The sequence below is a fragment of the Leifsonia sp. Root112D2 genome (assembly GCF_001424905.1).
In the GTDB taxonomy this organism is placed as follows: Bacteria; Actinomycetota; Actinomycetes; order Actinomycetales; family Microbacteriaceae; genus Root112D2.
Map to the genome: position 1 here is coordinate 534951 of NZ_LMCU01000001.1, position 17313 is coordinate 552263.

Annotated in this window: 14 protein-coding genes; 6 read left to right on the forward strand and 8 right to left on the reverse strand. The window is 65.4% G+C overall.

The genetic code is table 11. The features are described from left to right. The first annotated feature begins 49 nt into the window (after positions 1-49). Both ASC63_RS02420 and ASC63_RS02425 read left to right on the forward strand, forming a co-directional pair. Complete coding sequence (locus tag ASC63_RS02420; protein WP_055809445.1) at positions 50-1138, forward strand: amidohydrolase family protein; 1089 nt, start codon at positions 50-52, stop codon at positions 1136-1138. Between the two features lie 36 nt (positions 1139-1174). Next, entirely contained in the window at positions 1175-2323 is a 1149-nt protein-coding gene (locus ASC63_RS02425; RefSeq protein WP_055809447.1) for an FAD-dependent oxidoreductase, read from the forward strand. A gap of 21 nt (positions 2324-2344) precedes the next feature. Here the strand turns inward: ASC63_RS02425 and ASC63_RS02430 are convergent, their stop codons facing one another. Together ASC63_RS02430 and ASC63_RS02435 are read right to left on the reverse strand one after the other, a co-directional pair. Then, on the reverse strand, positions 2345-3454 hold the full coding sequence (locus ASC63_RS02430) for a hypothetical protein (protein WP_157487551.1): 1110 nt from the start codon (positions 3452-3454) through the stop codon (positions 2345-2347). Between the two features lie 13 nt (positions 3455-3467). Beyond that, positions 3468-4007, reverse strand: a complete 540-nt coding sequence (locus tag ASC63_RS02435) for a UGSC family (seleno)protein (protein ID WP_055814686.1) — start codon at positions 4005-4007, stop codon at positions 3468-3470. A gap of 184 nt (positions 4008-4191) precedes the next feature. Here ASC63_RS02435 and ASC63_RS02440 point away from each other — a divergent pair, with 184 nt between their 5' ends. The 3 genes from ASC63_RS02440 to ASC63_RS02450 are packed head-to-tail and all read left to right on the forward strand — an operon-like array spanning position 4192 to position 7444. After that, on the forward strand, positions 4192-4653 hold the full coding sequence (locus ASC63_RS02440; protein WP_055809453.1) for a MaoC family dehydratase: 462 nt from the start codon (positions 4192-4194) through the stop codon (positions 4651-4653). 8 nt (positions 4654-4661) lie between these two features. After that, complete coding sequence (locus tag ASC63_RS02445; protein ID WP_055809456.1) at positions 4662-6269, forward strand: AMP-binding protein; 1608 nt, start codon at positions 4662-4664, stop codon at positions 6267-6269. Then, positions 6266-7444, forward strand: a complete 1179-nt coding sequence (locus ASC63_RS02450) for an acyl-CoA dehydrogenase family protein (RefSeq protein ID WP_055809458.1) — start codon at positions 6266-6268, stop codon at positions 7442-7444. Before ASC63_RS02445 ends, ASC63_RS02450 begins: the two co-directional genes overlap by 4 nt. Before the next feature lie 6 nt (positions 7445-7450). Here the strand turns inward: ASC63_RS02450 and ASC63_RS02455 are convergent, their stop codons facing one another. The 5 genes from ASC63_RS02455 to ASC63_RS02475 form a co-directional block, all read right to left on the reverse strand. Continuing rightward, entirely contained in the window at positions 7451-8257 is an 807-nt protein-coding gene (locus tag ASC63_RS02455; RefSeq protein WP_055814689.1) for an IclR family transcriptional regulator, read from the reverse strand. 28 nt (positions 8258-8285) lie between these two features. Further along, positions 8286-10178 (reverse strand): glycoside hydrolase family 13 protein, encoded by a 1893-nt coding sequence (locus ASC63_RS02460; RefSeq protein ID WP_055809462.1) that lies wholly within the window; start codon positions 10176-10178, stop codon positions 8286-8288. Positions 10179-10202: 24 nt separating this feature from the next. Then, positions 10203-11135 (reverse strand): sugar ABC transporter permease, encoded by a 933-nt coding sequence (locus ASC63_RS02465; protein ID WP_055809465.1) that lies wholly within the window; start codon positions 11133-11135, stop codon positions 10203-10205. Beyond that, entirely contained in the window at positions 11135-12763 is a 1629-nt protein-coding gene (locus ASC63_RS02470) for an ABC transporter permease subunit (protein ID WP_055809469.1), read from the reverse strand. The genes ASC63_RS02465 and ASC63_RS02470 overlap by 1 nt, the downstream gene beginning before the upstream one ends. Before the next feature lie 113 nt (positions 12764-12876). Then, the gene (locus ASC63_RS02475; RefSeq protein ID WP_055809472.1) at positions 12877-14142 is read right to left on the reverse strand and encodes a sugar ABC transporter substrate-binding protein; all 1266 of its coding nucleotides are present in this window, start codon (positions 14140-14142) and stop codon (positions 12877-12879) included. Between the two features lie 321 nt (positions 14143-14463). Here ASC63_RS02475 and ASC63_RS02480 point away from each other — a divergent pair, with 321 nt between their 5' ends. Beyond that, positions 14464-16158 carry a glycoside hydrolase family 13 protein gene (locus tag ASC63_RS02480; RefSeq protein WP_055809475.1) on the forward strand — a complete coding sequence of 565 codons (1695 nt, stop codon included), beginning with the start codon at positions 14464-14466 and terminating at the stop codon, positions 16156-16158. Positions 16159-16174: 16 nt separating this feature from the next. On the opposite strand, the gene ASC63_RS02485 is transcribed toward ASC63_RS02480, so the two are convergent. Next, positions 16175-17245, reverse strand: a complete 1071-nt coding sequence (locus ASC63_RS02485) for a M23 family metallopeptidase (protein WP_157487552.1) — start codon at positions 17243-17245, stop codon at positions 16175-16177. Between the last annotated feature and the right edge of the window lie 68 nt (positions 17246-17313).

The window sequence follows — 17313 nt, forward strand, 5'->3', positions numbered from 1 at the left end:
CGTGCAATCGGGTCTCGTGCCCTGAACGGCAAGCGGAAAAGGACGAACAATGACGTTGAATACCGAAGAAGCGCCTCAGGCCGAACTGGCCACAGGAGGGGCCCAGGGATACCTCCGCATCGCCACCGAGGAGGCGTACGCACCGCCCGAGATGTTCGAGCTCTATCGCAAGCTACTGCGCGACGGCACGAACGAGAACATTGGCTTCAATGTCTTCGAGGGCTATCTGCTGAACAACACTGACCCCTGGCCACGCAGCATCGTTGAACGCATCCAGGACCTCGGCGAACGACGCCTCGCCGACATGGATGCCACGGGAATCGATCATCAGATACTCTCGCTTACCTCGCCCGGCACCCAAGTGCTCGGCATCGAAGACGCCAAACGAATCGCGACCATCGCGAACGACAATATCGCGCAGGCCTGCCGCGACCATCCGACCCGGTATTCCGGCCTCGCAGCTGTCGGCTTCGACGACGCCGACAGTGCGGTTGCCGAGTTGCACCGCGCGATAACCGGCCTCGGTCTCAAGGGACTGATCTGCAACTCCCACATCAACGGAAACTATCTTGACGACCCCCGGTACTTTCCCATCCTGGAAGCCCTCCAAGAACTGGATGTACCGCTGTACCTCCATCCCAACCTGCCCAACAACCGCATGATCGGGCCGCTCACCGAGGCGGGACTGGACGGTGCGATCTTCGGGTTCGGAGTCGAAACCGGAATGCACCTGTTGCGCATCATCACGTCTGGACTATTGGATCGCTTGCCCCGTCTCAAGATCGTGGTCGGTCATCTCGGCGAAGCCCTGCCATTCTGGCTTTCTCGTATCGACTTCATGCACGCCGGTCAGGTGCGTACCAAACGGTATGAGGCGATCAAGCCGCTGGAACTGGCGCCCAGCGAGTACTTCAAGCGCAACATCTGGTTGACCACATCGGGCATGGCCTGGGAGCCGGCCATCACGTTCTCCCGCAACGCGGTCGGCGCCGATCGAGTCATGTACGCGATGGATTATCCATACCAATACCAGGCAGACGAGGTGCGTACGCAAGACGCGTTGCCGTATTCCGCTGCCGAGAAGAAGGCGTTTTTCGAGACGATCGCGAGGGACGTGTTCAAACTGGACACCATCTGAACACCGAATTATTTCGAGGGAGCGGAAGATGCCAGCATGGACGTGATCGTCGCCGGGGGCGGGATCGGCGGCCTGGCGGCGGCCGCAGCGCTCGCGGCGCGTGGCGTGAACGTGACGGTTCACGAGCGTCGTCGCGAACTCATCGACGCTGAGGGTGGCGCGATAGTGCTGGGCGAGAACCTGCTCCTCGCCCTCGACTCACTCGGCGCTACCGATGAAGCCACGCGCAAGGGCGACGCCAAAAGCTTCTTCTCCTACGCTGACAGTCACGGCAGAGCGCACACCCCGCCGCACACGAACCTGTCGGGCGGCCGATATTTTTACGTCTCCCGGTATGAGCTCCACCACGCTTTGCTTCACACGGCGCAGCGACTGGGGGCGACGGTTGTGGCGGCGTCCGGAGTCCGATCCGCCCGAGCGGATGGAACCGTGGTGTTCGACACAGGGGACGAAGCTCACGCCGACCTGGTGATCGGAGCGGATGGCGTGGGCTCGGCCATCCGGCCCTCAATGGATATCACCGTGCACGTCACACCCCAACGCCACTTCGGCATCCTCACCGCCCTCGACTACCTGCTACCGGAAATCGATACGGGGCACATGCGGGAGAGGTGGAACGGCACGCTGCGGATGGGGTATGGCCGGCTCGGGAATGGGGCATCCGGCGTGTATCTGTCCTGCAACGAAGACGGCCTCACCGCGGACCATCGCCACCTCGACATCGAACGGTGGGTCTCTGCCTACCCCGACCAGCAGGCCGTTATCCGCGCCGTCGCCGCGTCGAATCCGAAAATCTCCCCGCTGTCCGAGGTGGTGTGTTCGTCGTGGTCCGACGGTCGAGTGGCACTGCTTGGCGACGCGGCACACGCGATGCCGCCACACCGGGGGCAGGGCGCTGCGATGGCCGTGCTCGGGGCCGTTCATCTCGGCCAGGTGCTGAGCCGGGGGCCGGACTTCCCGAAGACTGACTCTGGCGTGCACACACTACTTCGCCAGTGGGAAGCCGAAGTGCGGCCGGTCATCCGGCGCACCCAGCGCAACGCTGTTCTCTACTGCCGGGCACAATCGAGATGGCCTACCGCCCTGCTGCCGCTTCGACCCTGGTTCTTCCGGGTCACCGCCAAGCGCATCCGCCACCTCGACCTGAGCCTCCTCACAGACCTGAGCCCCGCGCCCGCCAGGTGACGGTCTGAGCCCTCCAGGGAATCATGCCTGCGGGGCGGCCTCGACCTTGCTGTAGGAGTACGGGAGCTCGCGCGGCGGGTTCAGCGTGAAGATCTCGACCACGGCAGAGACACCCGCGTTGTTGGCCCCCGCGACCATGATCTGCACCGAGGTCGGGTAGCTGAGCACCCGAACGGTGTCCGGCTCGTCAGAGCCGTTGGCGGTGTCAGGCATGGAATCGGGGTGCTCCGACGGCAGCCGCCAGCGCGTCTTGTGCGAGAGCGCATCCTTGCCGACGGCGACGAGTTCTGAACGCGGACGCGTGGCGTGCTCGAACACGAAGTTGCGCAAGTCATCCTTGCTCCAGCCCGCCGCAGCGAAGACCTCGGCGTGCTCGGGCACCAGCACCAACAGCGCGCTCGTGTACTCGTGAATCAGTGCGCCGGTGCGCCGGATGCTGTCCACGAAGTCGAGAGCGAGCTGCTCGGCATCCATCGTGTGGCGTGCCTCGATGTGCATCACCGAACGAATCACATACGCCGTCACGACGCTCTCCGACGCATCGAAGCCGTACTCGGTGTGCAGCGGAGGCCACGGAGATTGCTCCTCGTTCTCAGCGATGCACGCCGAGTACTTCGCGGGCGTGCCCTGGGTGGCCTGGTCGAGCTTGTGCGGGTGCAGGCCGAAGACGTTGATGCAGCCGAGCCGAATCGCACGCCCGATGGTGGCGTTCGCCCGAAAACCCGAGCCGAAGATGTTGCCCTGGCTGTTGAGACCTATCTCGTTGCGCACGGGGCCGTTCACGACGAGGAATGGTGCCGTGCCCGTCGTGCTCTGCCAGATGCCGCGCGCCGGGTGCGGCTCCTTGGCGATCCCCTCCCAGGCTGCCACGACGACGGGAAAGTATTCCGGTCGGCATCCTGCCATCGCCGCGTTGATCGCGGCGAGGCGAACGGTGAGGTGACGGTTCAGGTGGGTGATGGTGAAGAGCACCTCGTCGGGCTCACGATCGACCGTGGCCAGAAATTTGGCGACGTAGCCTTCCGTTGCCGGAACCACGGGAAGCCCATCGGTCCACTCCTTGTCCCAGTAGTGTTCCAAGACCTCGCGCATGCGATCGGCCTCAGCCTCGGGCAGCACTGTTTCATTCACAGTCGTTGTCATCTCAGCCCTCAACTCCCAGAATCCGCAGTACCTCGGGCAACGCTGTCAGCGCGCGCTCGCGCACCTCGTCGGCACTCAGGCTCGCCATCGGGTGCTGCACCGCGTAGAAGTCGAAGCCGGGGAAGCCCTGCACCGTGGCCATCGCCTGCCCCGACATCAGGAACGAGTCGGATGTGATGCTCACGGTCGGCATGCCGGCCCGCTCGAACAGGATGCCGTCGGCCACGGTTGCAGCGCTGCACGAGCCGCAGTCGCCCACCGCCGTGATCACCACATCGCACTCGGCGACGATCTGCTCGAGCAGCGGCTGCTTGACGGGGGTGCCGAAATAGTCTTTGGTGTACAACCGCGCTTCACCTGCGCCGTGATGCTGCTGCAGTTGCTTCGCAATCTCATCGAGCAGCATCGTTGCGTTCGGTTTGGTGTTGTCGAGAAGACCGATCGTCAGCCCTTTCAGGCTGACCGGTCGCGGAGAAAGCGTACTGTTCGTCTCCTGCTCCTCCATTCCTGTCGGATCGAGCAAGGTTGCCTGAACTGCCATCTCGAGACGCTCCTTCATCGTTAGCTCTGTCTGCGCACTCAATATGACACGCGGCGATTTGCCCGACCCAGCCCTGATTCCACTCAGCGAAAAAGCTCCTTTCTCACGTGCACGAACCGCGAGAGGCTTATCGGTATCGTCGCGGTTGACGATTCGAGGGCAACGACGCACTGGAGGAACTTGTATGACGGCTTCACCCGCGGTCTCATCGATCGAGCAGATCACCGAGCTGGTCGGCGCCGAGTTCGGCCCATCATCGTGGCGGCAGATCACGCAGGCAGACATCGAGGCTTACGCAGACATCACGGGCGATGACAATCCGATTCACGTCAACGCGGAGGTCGCCGCGAAGTCTCCGTACGGCGGCACTATCGCCCACGGGATGCTCACGCTCAGCATGGTGGTGAGGCATCTGCGGGAGATCTACCGCATCACCGGTGCCAGCATGGGCATCGTCTACGGATTCAATCGCATCCGGTTTCCACACGCGGTTCCGTCGGGCGCGCGCATCCGGGTTCGCGGGCGCGTGGCATCCGTCACCGAGGTCGAGGGAGGCTGGCAGGTTGCGCTTGCCCTGACCTTCGAGCTCGAGGGCGTCGAGAAGCCCGCCTGCATTGCCGAGCTCATCCTGCGGCACTACCGGTGAGCGCCCCCATGACGGCCGTGCATTACAGCGACCTCTGGCAGGGCATCGCCCGCGAAGACCCCGACCGGCTCGCGATCATCACCCGCGATGAGAGTGTGACCTACGGCCGTCTCGCCGCCCAGGCCGGTGCTCTGGCCCGTCACCTCGTCGAGCGCGGTCTGCGTTCGGGCGACGCGGCGGCGATGCTGCTCTACAACCGCCCCGAGTACCTCTCTTTCATGTGGGCATGCCTGTCGATCGGCGTCTCGCCGGTGGCCCTCAACTACCGGTACCGCGCCGGCGAGGTGCGCGCGCTGCTCGTCGACTCCGACTCGCGGGTGCTGCTCGCTCCGACCTCGCTCGGTGATGTTGCCCGCGAGGCCACGACGGGGCTTGAGCCGCCGGTCGAGATCATCACCGTCGATGACGGGGGCGATGCGGTACCGGATGCGACGGCATTCGCCGACGTCATTGCCGGCGGAGGAACAATACCGGCGGCGGCACCACGGGGCGCCGAACTGAGGCTCTACACGGGGGGCACAACCGGCATGCCGAAGGCCGTGGTCTGGGATCTGGACACGCTGCTCGTCGCCCGGCAGCAGTCCACCTGGGGTCTGATCAACCTCACGCCACCCGCCGATCTCGAGGGTGCGATCCGCATCGCCGTCGACCCGGCGACGCCCCGCGTCATCACCCTCCCGCTCGCCCCTCTGCTGCACGGAACGGCCCAGTCCACGACAATGGGCACCCTCGCTCTCGGGGGCACCGTCGTTCTGCATGCCTCCGCGCGTATGGACATCGACGAGGCACTTCGACTGGCGAGCCTGCACCGCGCCACCCGCCTCGTCGTCGCGGGCGACGCACTCGCGCTGCCCCTGGTGGAGGCGGCCGAGCGCGCAGGCGGAGGCCTGCCTCACGTCAACTCGATTCTCAGTTCGGGGATGCGATTCAGCGACGACGTGAAACGACGCCTGCACTTGCTGGGCACTCTCTCGATCATCGATCTGCTCGCCTCGAGCGAGGGCGGGCCTTACGCATTCGGCATCACAAACGCCGTCGAGGATCTTCCCGCCCGACTGATGATCACCCCGGGCACCGTCCTGCTCGACGAGAATCTCAACGAGATTCAGGCCGAAGCCGGAGCGCTGGGCATCCTGGCATTTCGTGGCATCCTGCCCACGGGTTACTACGGGGATCCTGAGAAGACGGCGCAGAACTTTCCCACGATTCGGGGCCAGCGCTACGTGATGCCGGGCGACTGGGCCCGTGCCCGCGGGGACGGCTCAGTCGAACTACTCGGCAGGCTCAGCGCAGTGGTGAACACCGGCGGCGAGAAGGTGTTTCCGGCCGAGGTCGAGAAGGCGCTGCTCGAGCATCCGTCGGTCGACGACGCGATCGTCTACGGCCTGCCCGATGCGCGATACGGAGAGGTGGTCAGCGCGACCCTCGCACCGACCGCCGGCATGAGCATCGATGTGCCCGAGCTGTTGAGCTACCTCGATGAGCGCCTGGCCGGCTACAAGAAGCCCCGCCACATCTTCGTGCGCGAATCGCTGCAGCGCACCCTGACCGGCAAGGTCGAACTCGACCGTGTCAAGGCGGATGCCGCACGCGAACTCGCTAGGTTGAGTGCATGACGAATCTTGCACCGACGGATCTGTTCGGGTACGCCGAGGTGCTCTCCGAGGCCGAGCGTGCCAAGCTTGAATCGCTGCGCGAGCTGCTTGAGGAGAGGGCGCGGCCGCAGCTCTCCGGCTGGTGGGAACGCGCCGAGTCGCCGGCCCATCTGCGGGCCGAGATCGCCGGCCTGCATCTCGAAGACGATCCCACCCTGCTCGACGAGACCGGCCGGTTGAGCCCCATGTACATCGGGTTCAAGCACTTCGAGATGGCCCGATTCGACATGTCCATCGGCACTCTCTACGGCGGTCAGACCGGAATGTTCCGAACCGTGGTGCGCGAGGGCGGTTCGCCCGAGCAGGTTGCCCGACTGGACCCGCTGATCTCCTCTTTCGAGCTCACCGGATGCTTCGCCCTCACCGAGCCCGACCATGGCTCCGATGTCGCCGGCGGAATGGAGACGACCGCGACGCGTGACGGGGATGGCTGGAGCATCACCGGCCACAAGAGGTGGATCGGCAACGCCGCGATCTCGGATGTCATGCTCATCGTCGCCAAAGACGCCGCGGATGGGCGCGCCAAGATCTTCATCGTTCCCCGCGACGCACCCGGGGTATCACTCACCGACATCGGCGGAAAGATCAGCCTGCGCATGGTGCGCAACGCGGACATCGTTCTCACGGATGTGCGGGTGGACGAATCGCAGCGGCTGCAGCGCATCGACTCCTTCCGCGATATCTCCGCGATCCTGGCCCAGCTGCGTTTCGTGGTGGGCTGGAACGCTGCGGGCCTGCAGGCCGGCGCGTACGAGGCCGCACTTTCTTACGCGAAGAAGCGGGAGCAGTTCGGGCGCCCCATCGCCGGTTTCCAGTTGATTCAGGAGAAGCTCACTCGCATGCTCGGCAACGCCACCGCGACCCTGGCGATGGCCGTTCGACTCACCGAACTGGCACACAGGGGCACCCTGGGCGACGAACACGCCGCACTCACCAAGACCTGGTCGGCGGATCGCGCGCGGGAGACCGTGGCACTCGGGCGCGAGATCTGCGGTGCCGAGGGCATCCGCGTCGACAATGACGTTGCGCGATTCTTCGCGGACTGCGAGGCCCTGTACACCTTCGAGGGCACCCATGAGATGAACTCGCTCATCGTGGGCCGGGCCATCACCGGGCTGAGCGCGTTCACGCGTTGATGGCGCTCACTCGCTGATTTCTCCGAAACCCGCGGCGGCGAGCGCGCGCGCAATCGAGGTGGCGGTGACGCGCACCAGGTGCACCATGTTCTTTCCGTCCACGTCCTGCCTCGTGAGGGCAACAGAGACCGCGGCAACGACCGTTCCATCAGGACCGCGCACCGGCGCGGCCACCGAAACGTGCACGTTGTCGACCTCACGGTCGCTGACGGCATAGCCGTTGTGGTGAACGGATGACAGGAGCCGATCGAGCACGTGCGGGTCGGTGACGGTGCGTGTGGTGAACGATTCGAGCGCGCCTGACAACACCTCCTCTTGAACCTCTCGAGGGGCATTGGCGAGCAGCACCTGCCCGATGGCCGTGGCGTGCATGGGGTAGCGATGACCGACCACCGGGCGTCGCGCCGAACGCCGCGGGCTCTGAAAGCGCTCGATCGACACGAGCTCGGTACCCTCGCGAATGGCCAGGTGGGTCGCGTATCCGGTCGTCTCATAGAGATCCTGCAGGTACGGTCGTGCCAGGCGCTGCAGCCCGACGGATCGGGGCGCCAGCGCCGCCGCCTCCCACAACCGAAGGCCGATGCGATACTTGCCCTCGGTGTCACGCTCGAGCGCGCCCCACGCGGTCAGGCGCTGCACAATGCGAAAACACGTGGCGATAGGCAGGCCCGTACCGCGACTGATGTCGGAGAGCGACTGCCGCAGTCGGGCGCCCCGAAAGGTACCGAGAATCGCGAAGGCGCGATCAATCACGGATCGTGACGCACCATCGTCAGGCGCGACGTCGGCGCGTTCCACCACCACATCGCCCATGATCACCGCCCGCTCGAACGGTTCAAATCTATGCGCGAAGACCGCCGGAACCAAGCTGCTCGGTGAAGTTCGGCACCGCCACACCCGCCAGCTGCCACGCGGTGAACGATGGCCCAGCGCCGGCGAGGCGGATGCCGGCATCCGTCACGGTGAGGCTCGCGTCACCGGCCAGCTGCTGAACGGCGGATGCCTCGATCGCGCCAGTCGGCAGCGTCACGTCAAACCCGCTCCTCGCCGCAACGACAAGCACGGATTCCTGCGCCGACTCGCGCACGTACACGAGCACGTCGTCGCCGACGTGCAGCCAGCGCATGCCGCCGCCGTTCAGGGCAGGATGCTCGGTGCGCAGGTGAATGAGCGAGGCATACAACTCGATCGAGCCGGGCACAGTATCCGCTGCAGCCCACGGCATCGGCGTGCGCGATGCCTCGCCATCCTCGCCGACAAGACCGAACTCATCGCCGGCGAAGACCACGGGGATTCCGGGCAGCGTCACCGACATGCCGAGCGCCACGGGCACGGTGCCCGGCAGCGCATGCGTGAGAAAGCGCGGGGTGTCATGGGTGTCGAGCGCATTCATCGTGCCGAGGCGCGTGCGCCACGGAAAGCCCGCCGCGAACGCCGTGTGCGCGCGAAAGAACTGCTCACCGGTGTACTCGGGAATCGTGCCGAACGGCAGCCCGAAATACGACGACGCGCTGCCCGGCTGCGAGAGCCAGCCCCACAGCGGCCGGGTGAAGTTCGCGTACGTCATGGCCCCGTGCCAGGCATCGCCCTGAAAGTCACTCGCGGCATCGTTGGTCGATTCGCCGAGCAGAATCGTGTCGGGGTTGACCTCCACCATCGTGCGCCGAATCGTCTGGCGCACCTCGGCGTTGAGGTCGTCCGTGAGGTGACGGCCTGTCATGTTCGCCACGTCGATGCGCCAGCCGTCCAGGTTGTACGGCGCTTTCAGCCACGTTGCGACGACCGAGTCGGCGCCCTCGATGAAGCGCCGACGCAGCTCGGTCGAGTTCCAGTTGAACTTGGGCAGGCTTGGAACTCCGAGCCACGAGGCGTAGCTCTCATTCTGCTCGTCGAGCCAGTAGTAGAAGGCGCTCTCCGGCGCATCCGGATGCCGGTGCCCGGCCAGAAACCACTCGTGGCGGTCCCCCGAATGGTTGCTTGTCAGGTCACCGATCACCTTGAGACCGCGCTTATGCGCCGCCTGCACAAGTCGCACGAGTGCCTCGTTTCCGCCGAGCAGCGGGTCGACCTCGCCGAAGCTCGAGGCATCGTAACGATGGTTGGACCGCCCGGGAAAAACCGGAGTGAGGTAGATCATGGTCACGCCGAGCCGCACGATGTGGTCGAGGTGTTCGACGATGCCGTCGAGGTCGCCACCGAAGAACTGCTGCGAGCGCCCGGGCGGCTCGGTGTCAACCGGGGCGCTCCACGCCGCCGGGATCGCCCACTCCGGGGTCGGTCGCGCATCCGCCGCCGCCGACCGCGCGAAGCGATCGGGAAACACCTGGTACAACACCGTCGAGGCAACCCACTCGGGCGGTACCTCGTAGGCGACGAGCTTGAAGTCTTCGCTATCGAGCGTCTCGGTATCGTGCAGTCCGGTGGCGTTCAGCCACAGCTGGCGGCCGCCGGCGAGGGAGATGAGAAAGCGGTAGCCGTGCACGGGGTTCTCCACCGTGACGGAAGCCTCCCACCAGTCCCACCCGTCGAGACGGCCGCCGGCGGCCTCCTCAGGGAGCGGACGGGGAACAGCCTCGGTGAACCGCGGTTCGTGGTCGGGATTCGAGCGGGTGCGCACCGCGGTGATCTCACCGAAGCCGTGCGGTATCCGCACGCGTACACGAACGGTCTCCCCCAGCGTCGGCGACTGGGTGGAGACATAGAGCGGGGATCCGTCGTGGTGCGGCTGCAGCATGGTTAGAGGCTACGCGAGCCGCGCCTACTTGACCGAGCCCGAAATGAGCCCACCCACGATGAACCGCTGCAGCGCGAGAAAGACGGCCATGACCGGAAGCGCAGCGAGCACGGCGCCCGCGGAGAAGATGGCCCAGTTGTTGGAGAACTGCTGCGAGACGAAGGTATACAGCCCGACGGCCAGCGTCTGCACACTCGGGTCGGTGAGCACGATGCTCGCAATCACGTATTCGCCCGTCGTGGCGATGAACGAGAGCAGCCCGACCACCGCCAGAACCGGGGCGACCAGACGCAGGATGATCGTGAAGAAGATCTGCGCGTGACTCGCGCCGTCGATCTTCGCGGCCTCGTCGATCGACGTCGGGATGGTGCTGAAGAAGCCGTACATCAGGTAGGTGTTCACGCCGAGCGCACCGCCGAGATATACCAGAATGAGCCCGAGCTGAGAGCCGAGCCCGAGCACGGGGAACACGTCTCCGATCGCCGAGAGCAGCAGGAAGATCGCCACAATGGCGAGAAACTGCGGAAACATCTGGATGAGCATGAGCGAGAGCAGCCCGGCCCGCCGCCCCGTGAAGCGCATGCGCGAGAAGGCATACGCCGCCATCGCCCCGAGAAAGACCGTGGCAGCCGCGGTAGTGAAACCGATGACGAGCGTGTTGATGAACCACAGGCCGAAGGGCTGGTCTGGATTCTGGAAGAGGGCAACGTAGTTGGAGAAGTCCACGGTGGCGAACAGTCGGTTCGAGCCCACGAGCGTTCCCGCCGGGTTGAGCGAGGCCGAAACCACATAGAGCAGAGGAAACACTGCGAAGACCACGAGCACAACGCCGACCACGTGTCGCCAGCCGGTGTCACGGAACCAGCGCCCGAAGCTGAAGGGTCGCTTGCGACGCGCCAGCGGGGCTGACATCCGGGCGGCGCGCGTGGATGCCTGGGTCGATTCCTGGGTGGACATCAGTTGATCTCCTCGAGTGCCTTGGTGCGCCGGAACGCAATGATCGAGATGATGGCGACGAGCACGAAGATGAGGATCGACAGTGCGCTCGCGAGGCCGTAATCTCTCGCGCCGCCCTGACCGAACGCCACCTTGTAGACCATGGTGATCAAGAGGTCGGTCGAACCGATGTCAAAGGTGGTGTCCGTGAATCTCGGCCAGCCCTTGGTGAGCATGTAGATCACGTTGAAGTTGTTGAAGTTGAAGGCGAAGGATGCGATCAGCAGCGGCGCAACCGACACCAGCAAGAGCGGCAACTTGACCGAACGGAAGATGCGCCACGGGCTGGCACCGTCAACACGGGCTGCCTCATCCACCTCTTCGGGCAACGATTGCAGCGCTCCCGTGCAGACCAGGAACATATAGGGGTAGCCGAGCCACAGGTTCACCACCAGCACGCTGATCTTCGCCAGCCAGGTGTCGGTGAGCCACGGAATCTCTGCGCCGCCGAACAACACCTGGTTGACGAAGCCGAACTGCGGGTTCAGCAGACCGGCCCAGAGCAGACCGGAGAGGAAAACCGGGAAGGCATAGGGCAGGATCACCAGCACGCGATAGATCTTCTTGCCGCGCAATCGCGGATGATTGAGCACCGTCGCCAGGAACAGCCCGAGAGCGAAGGTGGTGAGTACCGACAGGATCGCGAAGGTGAAGGTCCACAGAATCACTCGCCAGAGCGGCCCGGCCAGCTGGTCGCTGGTGAAGGCCTTGACGAAGTTGGCGACGCCGACGTTGATCTTCCAGCCCGGGCTCAGTGCCTTGCCGCCGTCGGCCGTGGCGAACTCGCCGTTGCCGTTGTCGGTGTAGACCGTGCCGTTTGTGGACGTGAAGGCGTCGCTCGTGGCGTCGTAGACGACATCCGCCTTGTAGACGTATGCGGTGCTCGCATCGTCGGTGCGCAGTTGGCCGTCGGCGGGGTTGCTGGAGACGGGCACGAGTAGGCCGGTGATGGCGGACTGGTTGTCGAGAATGGTGGAGAGATCGAGGGTCGTATAGCCGGGGAGTCCGCTGGCCAGGCCGACCGAGTTGGCCTTGAAATCCGTCACGGCCTTGAGCGGTTCACCGGTGGTTCCGACCGCGACGACGCCGTCGGGGGCGGTGGTGAGCATGTAGAAGGTGCCATCCTTCTGCAGGATGCTCAGCTGATACGCCGGTGAGTTCGGCACACGCTTCTGACCGGACTGGCTGATGGCCGCTATCGCGTCCTGCTTCGTGCTGTTGTGGCCGTCGCCGTAGTTGGTGAAGGCGATGTAGCCGCTGAACAGCACCACGAAGACCTGAAAGACAAGCAAAAAGGCGACGCCGGGGGTGAGGTATTTGGCGGGCAGGCGTTTGCCGCGGCCCAGGTAGATCCAGTTGATGACGCCGGTGATGAGCACCGTGATCACGACGGGCACCCACATGCCCAGGCCGATCATCACGATGACGGCCCACACGGCAACCGCGTCGAGCAGACCCAGCAGGATGATCTTGGCGACCAGCCCGCCGATGCCACTGCGGCTCAGAGCGGAAGACCTATCCCGCCGCGGCGAATTCTCGGGCGCCGTCTGACGTGCCGCGCGCTTCGCCGTGGATGTTTCTGGCGCCATTGTCCGGATACTCCTTCGTGCCGGTCGACCAGTCTCGACCTCATTGTGGGTCTGAGGGCTCGGAACCGACGCGTCGTACGCGCCGGCTCCGAGCCGACAAGAATCGCTGGCTGTTAGCCCTTGATCTTCGCCTGGACGTTGGCGACGGCTTTGTTCCAGACCGTGGCCGGGTCGCCGTTGCCCTTGGTGAGCTGCAATTCAGCAGCACCCCAGTCGGCCCACACGGAGCCCATCTCGGGGATGGCCGGCATCGGAACGCCGTTGAGGCCGATGTCGCCGAACGACTTGATGTCGGCATCCGTCTTGGAGACCTTGTCGTAGGCGCTGGTCAGCGCCGGCGGCCGACCGCCGACTTTGTACAACTGCTCCTGCACCGCGTCGGTGCCGAGGTAGTTGACCAGGAACTTGGTCGCGGCAAGCTTGTTCGTGCTCTTCGCGCTGATGAAGAAGGCGTTGACACCAAGGAACGGCTGGGCCTTCTCGCCACCGGCGGAAGGCAGCGGGTCGATGGCGTACTTGATGCCGGCCTTCTTGATGTTCGGGATGTTCCACGGCCCGGTCAGGTAGTACGGCGACTGGCCCTTGTCGAAAGCGTCGAGCGCGATGTCACCGGTGATGTTGGCGTTGAGCACGCCCTCCTGGCCCCACTTCTTGATGGCCGCGGCGAACTTCAGGCCGGCGGCGTCACCGAGGGTGAGCTTGGTCGAGTCATAGGTTCCGTCGGCCTTCTGCGCGAAGACGGAGGAGCCGAACGAGGTCTGCAGCGGGTACATGTGGTACGGATCGCCCTGCTTCGGGTCGAGACCCAGCAGGAAGGGGTACTTGACCGTTGCCTTGTTGGCGGCCACGGCAGCCTTGCCCTTGGCGATGACGTCGTCGAAGGAGGTGGAGGCATCCGGCACCAGCGCGGTGTTGCGAATGAGCGCCACGTTCTCGATCGAGTACGGCAGCCCGTAGACGCTGCCATCGTAGGTGACCGCCTGAACGGCCACCTTGGCGAAGTCCTTGGCCTTGTCACCGAGCTGCAGCGGGGCGACGACGCCGTTCTGCACGTAGGCGCCCAGCTTGTCGTGTGGACTCACGATCATGTCGGGGCCTTTGCCGGTCGGCACCTGGCTGATGAAGTCCTGGTCGACGGTGGCGAAGTCCTTGACGACGAGCTTGACGGTGACGCCGGTGTCCTTCTTGAACTGCGCCGCGACATCCTTGAGGGCGGGCGCCCGCTGCGTGTCAACCCACAGGGTGAGCGTCTTGCCGCCCTTGGTGAGGTCGCCACCCTTGTCACCTGAGGATGCGGAGCATCCGGCGAGGGCTGTGGCCGACAGAGCAACTGCGGCAATCGCCGCAACGGGCATCCAGGACCGTTTGGTCACCTTCATTGGTGTGCCTTTCTTATTGACGTGTGTGGAAGGGGCCGCGAATCACGCCGGAATGGTGGCGGGAGGCCCCTCTCCCCGAGCTCATGATGCAAGCGCTTTCATTTATAGCAACCGCAACCGCCCCGTGCAAGATCTGCACCCAATCGTTATATCGCGCAGATGAGCGCCCGTTAGTCGGTGGGCAAATCACCCCAGCGCACCAATTGTTGGAAGCGTTTCCATATTCGGCCTAAGGTATGGATACCGTCCTGTGCAGGCGCCCCGCCGCCGCAGACCATCGACGACGGCCGCGCCGAATCGACGACATGTGAGGATTGAACAGTGCCGCCCACCCCCACCACGCCCACGCCAGCGACGACCGTCACGCCCGAATGGTGGCGCTCCGCCGTCATTTACCAGGTGTATCCGCGCTCCTTTGCGGATGCGAATGGTGACGGTCTCGGAGACCTGCCCGGCATCACGCATCGGCTCGGCACGCTGCGCCACCTGGGCGTCGATGCCGTCTGGCTCTCCCCGTTCCAGACCTCTCCGCAGCGCGACGGCGGCTACGACGTTGCCGACTACTGCGACGTCGATCCGATCTTTGGCACCCTCGATGATTTCGCCGCGTTGCAGCAGAAAGCGCACGAGCTCGGCCTGCGCGTCATCGTCGACATCGTTCCCAATCACACCTCCAGCGATCACCTCTGGTTCCAGGAGGCGCTCGCCGCCGCCGAAGGCAGCGAGGCGCGCGACCACTACCTGTTCCGCGAGGGCAAGGGCGTCGACGGGTCGCTGCCGCCGAACAACTGGGAATCCGTCTTCGGCGGCCCCGCCTGGACGCGCGTCACGCGCCCCGACGGCACCCCCGGCCAGTGGTATCTGCACCTCTTCGACACGAGCCAGCCCGACCTCAATTGGGAGAGCGAGTGGGTGCGCGAGCAGTTCCGCGGCATCCTGCGCTTCTGGCTGGACCGTGGAGTCGACGGCTTTCGAGTGGATGTCGCACACGGCATGATCAAGGCGCCCGGCCTGCCCGACTACACGCCTCCCGCGGAGGCCGGCAGCATGGGCGGTGGAGCCGGCGCCCAGGACGCCGAGAACGAGCCGGCCAGCCCGCCGTACTGGGGCCAGGACGGCGTGCACGAGATCTACCGCGACTGGCGCAGCATCCTCAATTCTTACGAGGGCGAGCGGGTTCTCGTGGCCGAGGCCTGGGTCGAGCCGCTCTCCCGCCTGGCCGAATGGGTGCGCCCCGACGAAATGCACCAGGCCTTCAACTTCGCCTACCTCGAGACGCCATGGCAGGCCGCGCCGCTGCGTGCAGTGATCGACGAATCGCTCGCGGCATTCGCATCCGTGGGCGCCCCGAGCACGTGGGTGCTCTCCAACCACGACGTGGTGCGGCACGCCAGCCGGCTCGCGCTGACGGCCGAGAACCTGCAGGGTCACGGCCTCGGGCCGAACAGCCCCGGCAAGCCCGACCCCGTGCTCGGCCTGCGTCGCGCCCGCGCAGCGACGTCGCTCATGCTGGCCCTCCCCGGCTCGAGCTACCTCTACCAGGGCGAGGAGCTCGGCCTGCCCGAGGACATCGAATTGCCCGATTCCGCCCGACAGGATCCCACCTGGTTCCGCACGCACGGCGAACGCTACGGGCGCGACGGATGCCGCGTTCCGATTCCGTGGGAGGCATCCGCTCCCGCATTCGGATTCAATGACACGGGCGCGAGCTGGCTGCCGCAACCAGACGAATGGGCGCCGCTGTCGCGCGATGTCGAGACCGGCGTGCCGGGCTCGACGCTCTCGCTCTACCGGCGCCTGCTGGCGGTGCGCAGTGAATACGCGCTGGGCACGGGTTCGCTCGAATGGCTCGAGGGCTTCGGCACGGATGTCCTGGCACTCCGAAACGGAGCGGTCACCGTCGTCGCCAATCTGGGTGCCGAGCCGGTCGAACTGCCGGCGGGCGACATCCTGCTGTCCAGCGAAAACCTCGACGGTCGCATCCTGCCCTCAGACACGACGGCCTGGCTGGCGTAGCTCCTGGCGGTTCGCGTCAGTTGGCGTGGGCCGTCAGCCAGGCGAACGGGTCGACCGGCGTCGTGCCGCCTTGCAAAATCTCGAAGTGCAGGTGCGGCCCGGTCGAAATGCCGGTGCTGCCGACCTCGCCGACGATGTCCGCGACCTTCACCTTCTGCCCCTGCACCACTCGAATCGAGCCCGGCGCCATGTGACCATAGAGGCTCGACACGAGCTTGCCATCGATCAGGTGGTCGATGATGACGTGCACACCCAGAGCGCTGTCGTTGTACGGATGCACCTCACGCACCGTGCCGTCGGCAATGATCTGGATGGGCGTTCCATACCCGGGGTCGAAGTCGACGCCCTGATGGAAGCTCGATGCACCCTCGGTCGGAGCGGAACGGGGGCCGTAGTAATCGGCGATGGGAACGCCGACGGGGAACGGCCACTGGATCGTGCCGCGTGCGTCGTTCGTGAAGGTGTCTGCGATGCGCATGTGGCTGAGCACCACGAGTTGCTCGAGCGAGGTCACCTCGTAGCTATCGCGGGTGACGGGCGCCGCGATCACGTCTCCGCCGCTGGTGATGCTCTGCGGGTCGACCTTCGCGGCCGGCACCTCACGGGCTGCCGTGGCCTGGGCGAGAACCGTCTCATGAGAGACGAGCGCGTTGGCGGGAATGGAAGTCGCGATGGCCATTGCCACCGCAAAGGTCATGGCAAGCAGGCTTACTCCGCGGGCGAACCAGACGCGCTTGCGGTGACGGCGAGGCACGGTCGCCGGCGCCGATGCAGCTGGGCTGCCCAACGGCGGCATGCGATGGGTCAGTGCGCGCACGAGCGCGGGAGCGTCGGCGGTCGGTCTGGCCGTGGCGGGTGATGCGGCGACGGATGCGCCAGCACCGTGCGACGAAGCCGGGGGCGCGACAGCCGCGACGGGCCTAATCGCCGTGTTCGCTGCAGCTTCGGCGGCCCGCTCACGTTCGCGAAGCTCACGCCGGGTCAGCGGGCGATCCGCAGCCGCGGCATCCGGATTGACCGAAATCGGGGTCACTCGCCCGGGGTCGGCGCTAACGATGGCGTCGGACTCCACGGGGTTTTCAGGCACAGGCTGAGGGGCTTTCGGCTTCTACTTCGGGTTCGAACGTTCGTGTCGTGTTCACTTGCCGGGGGACA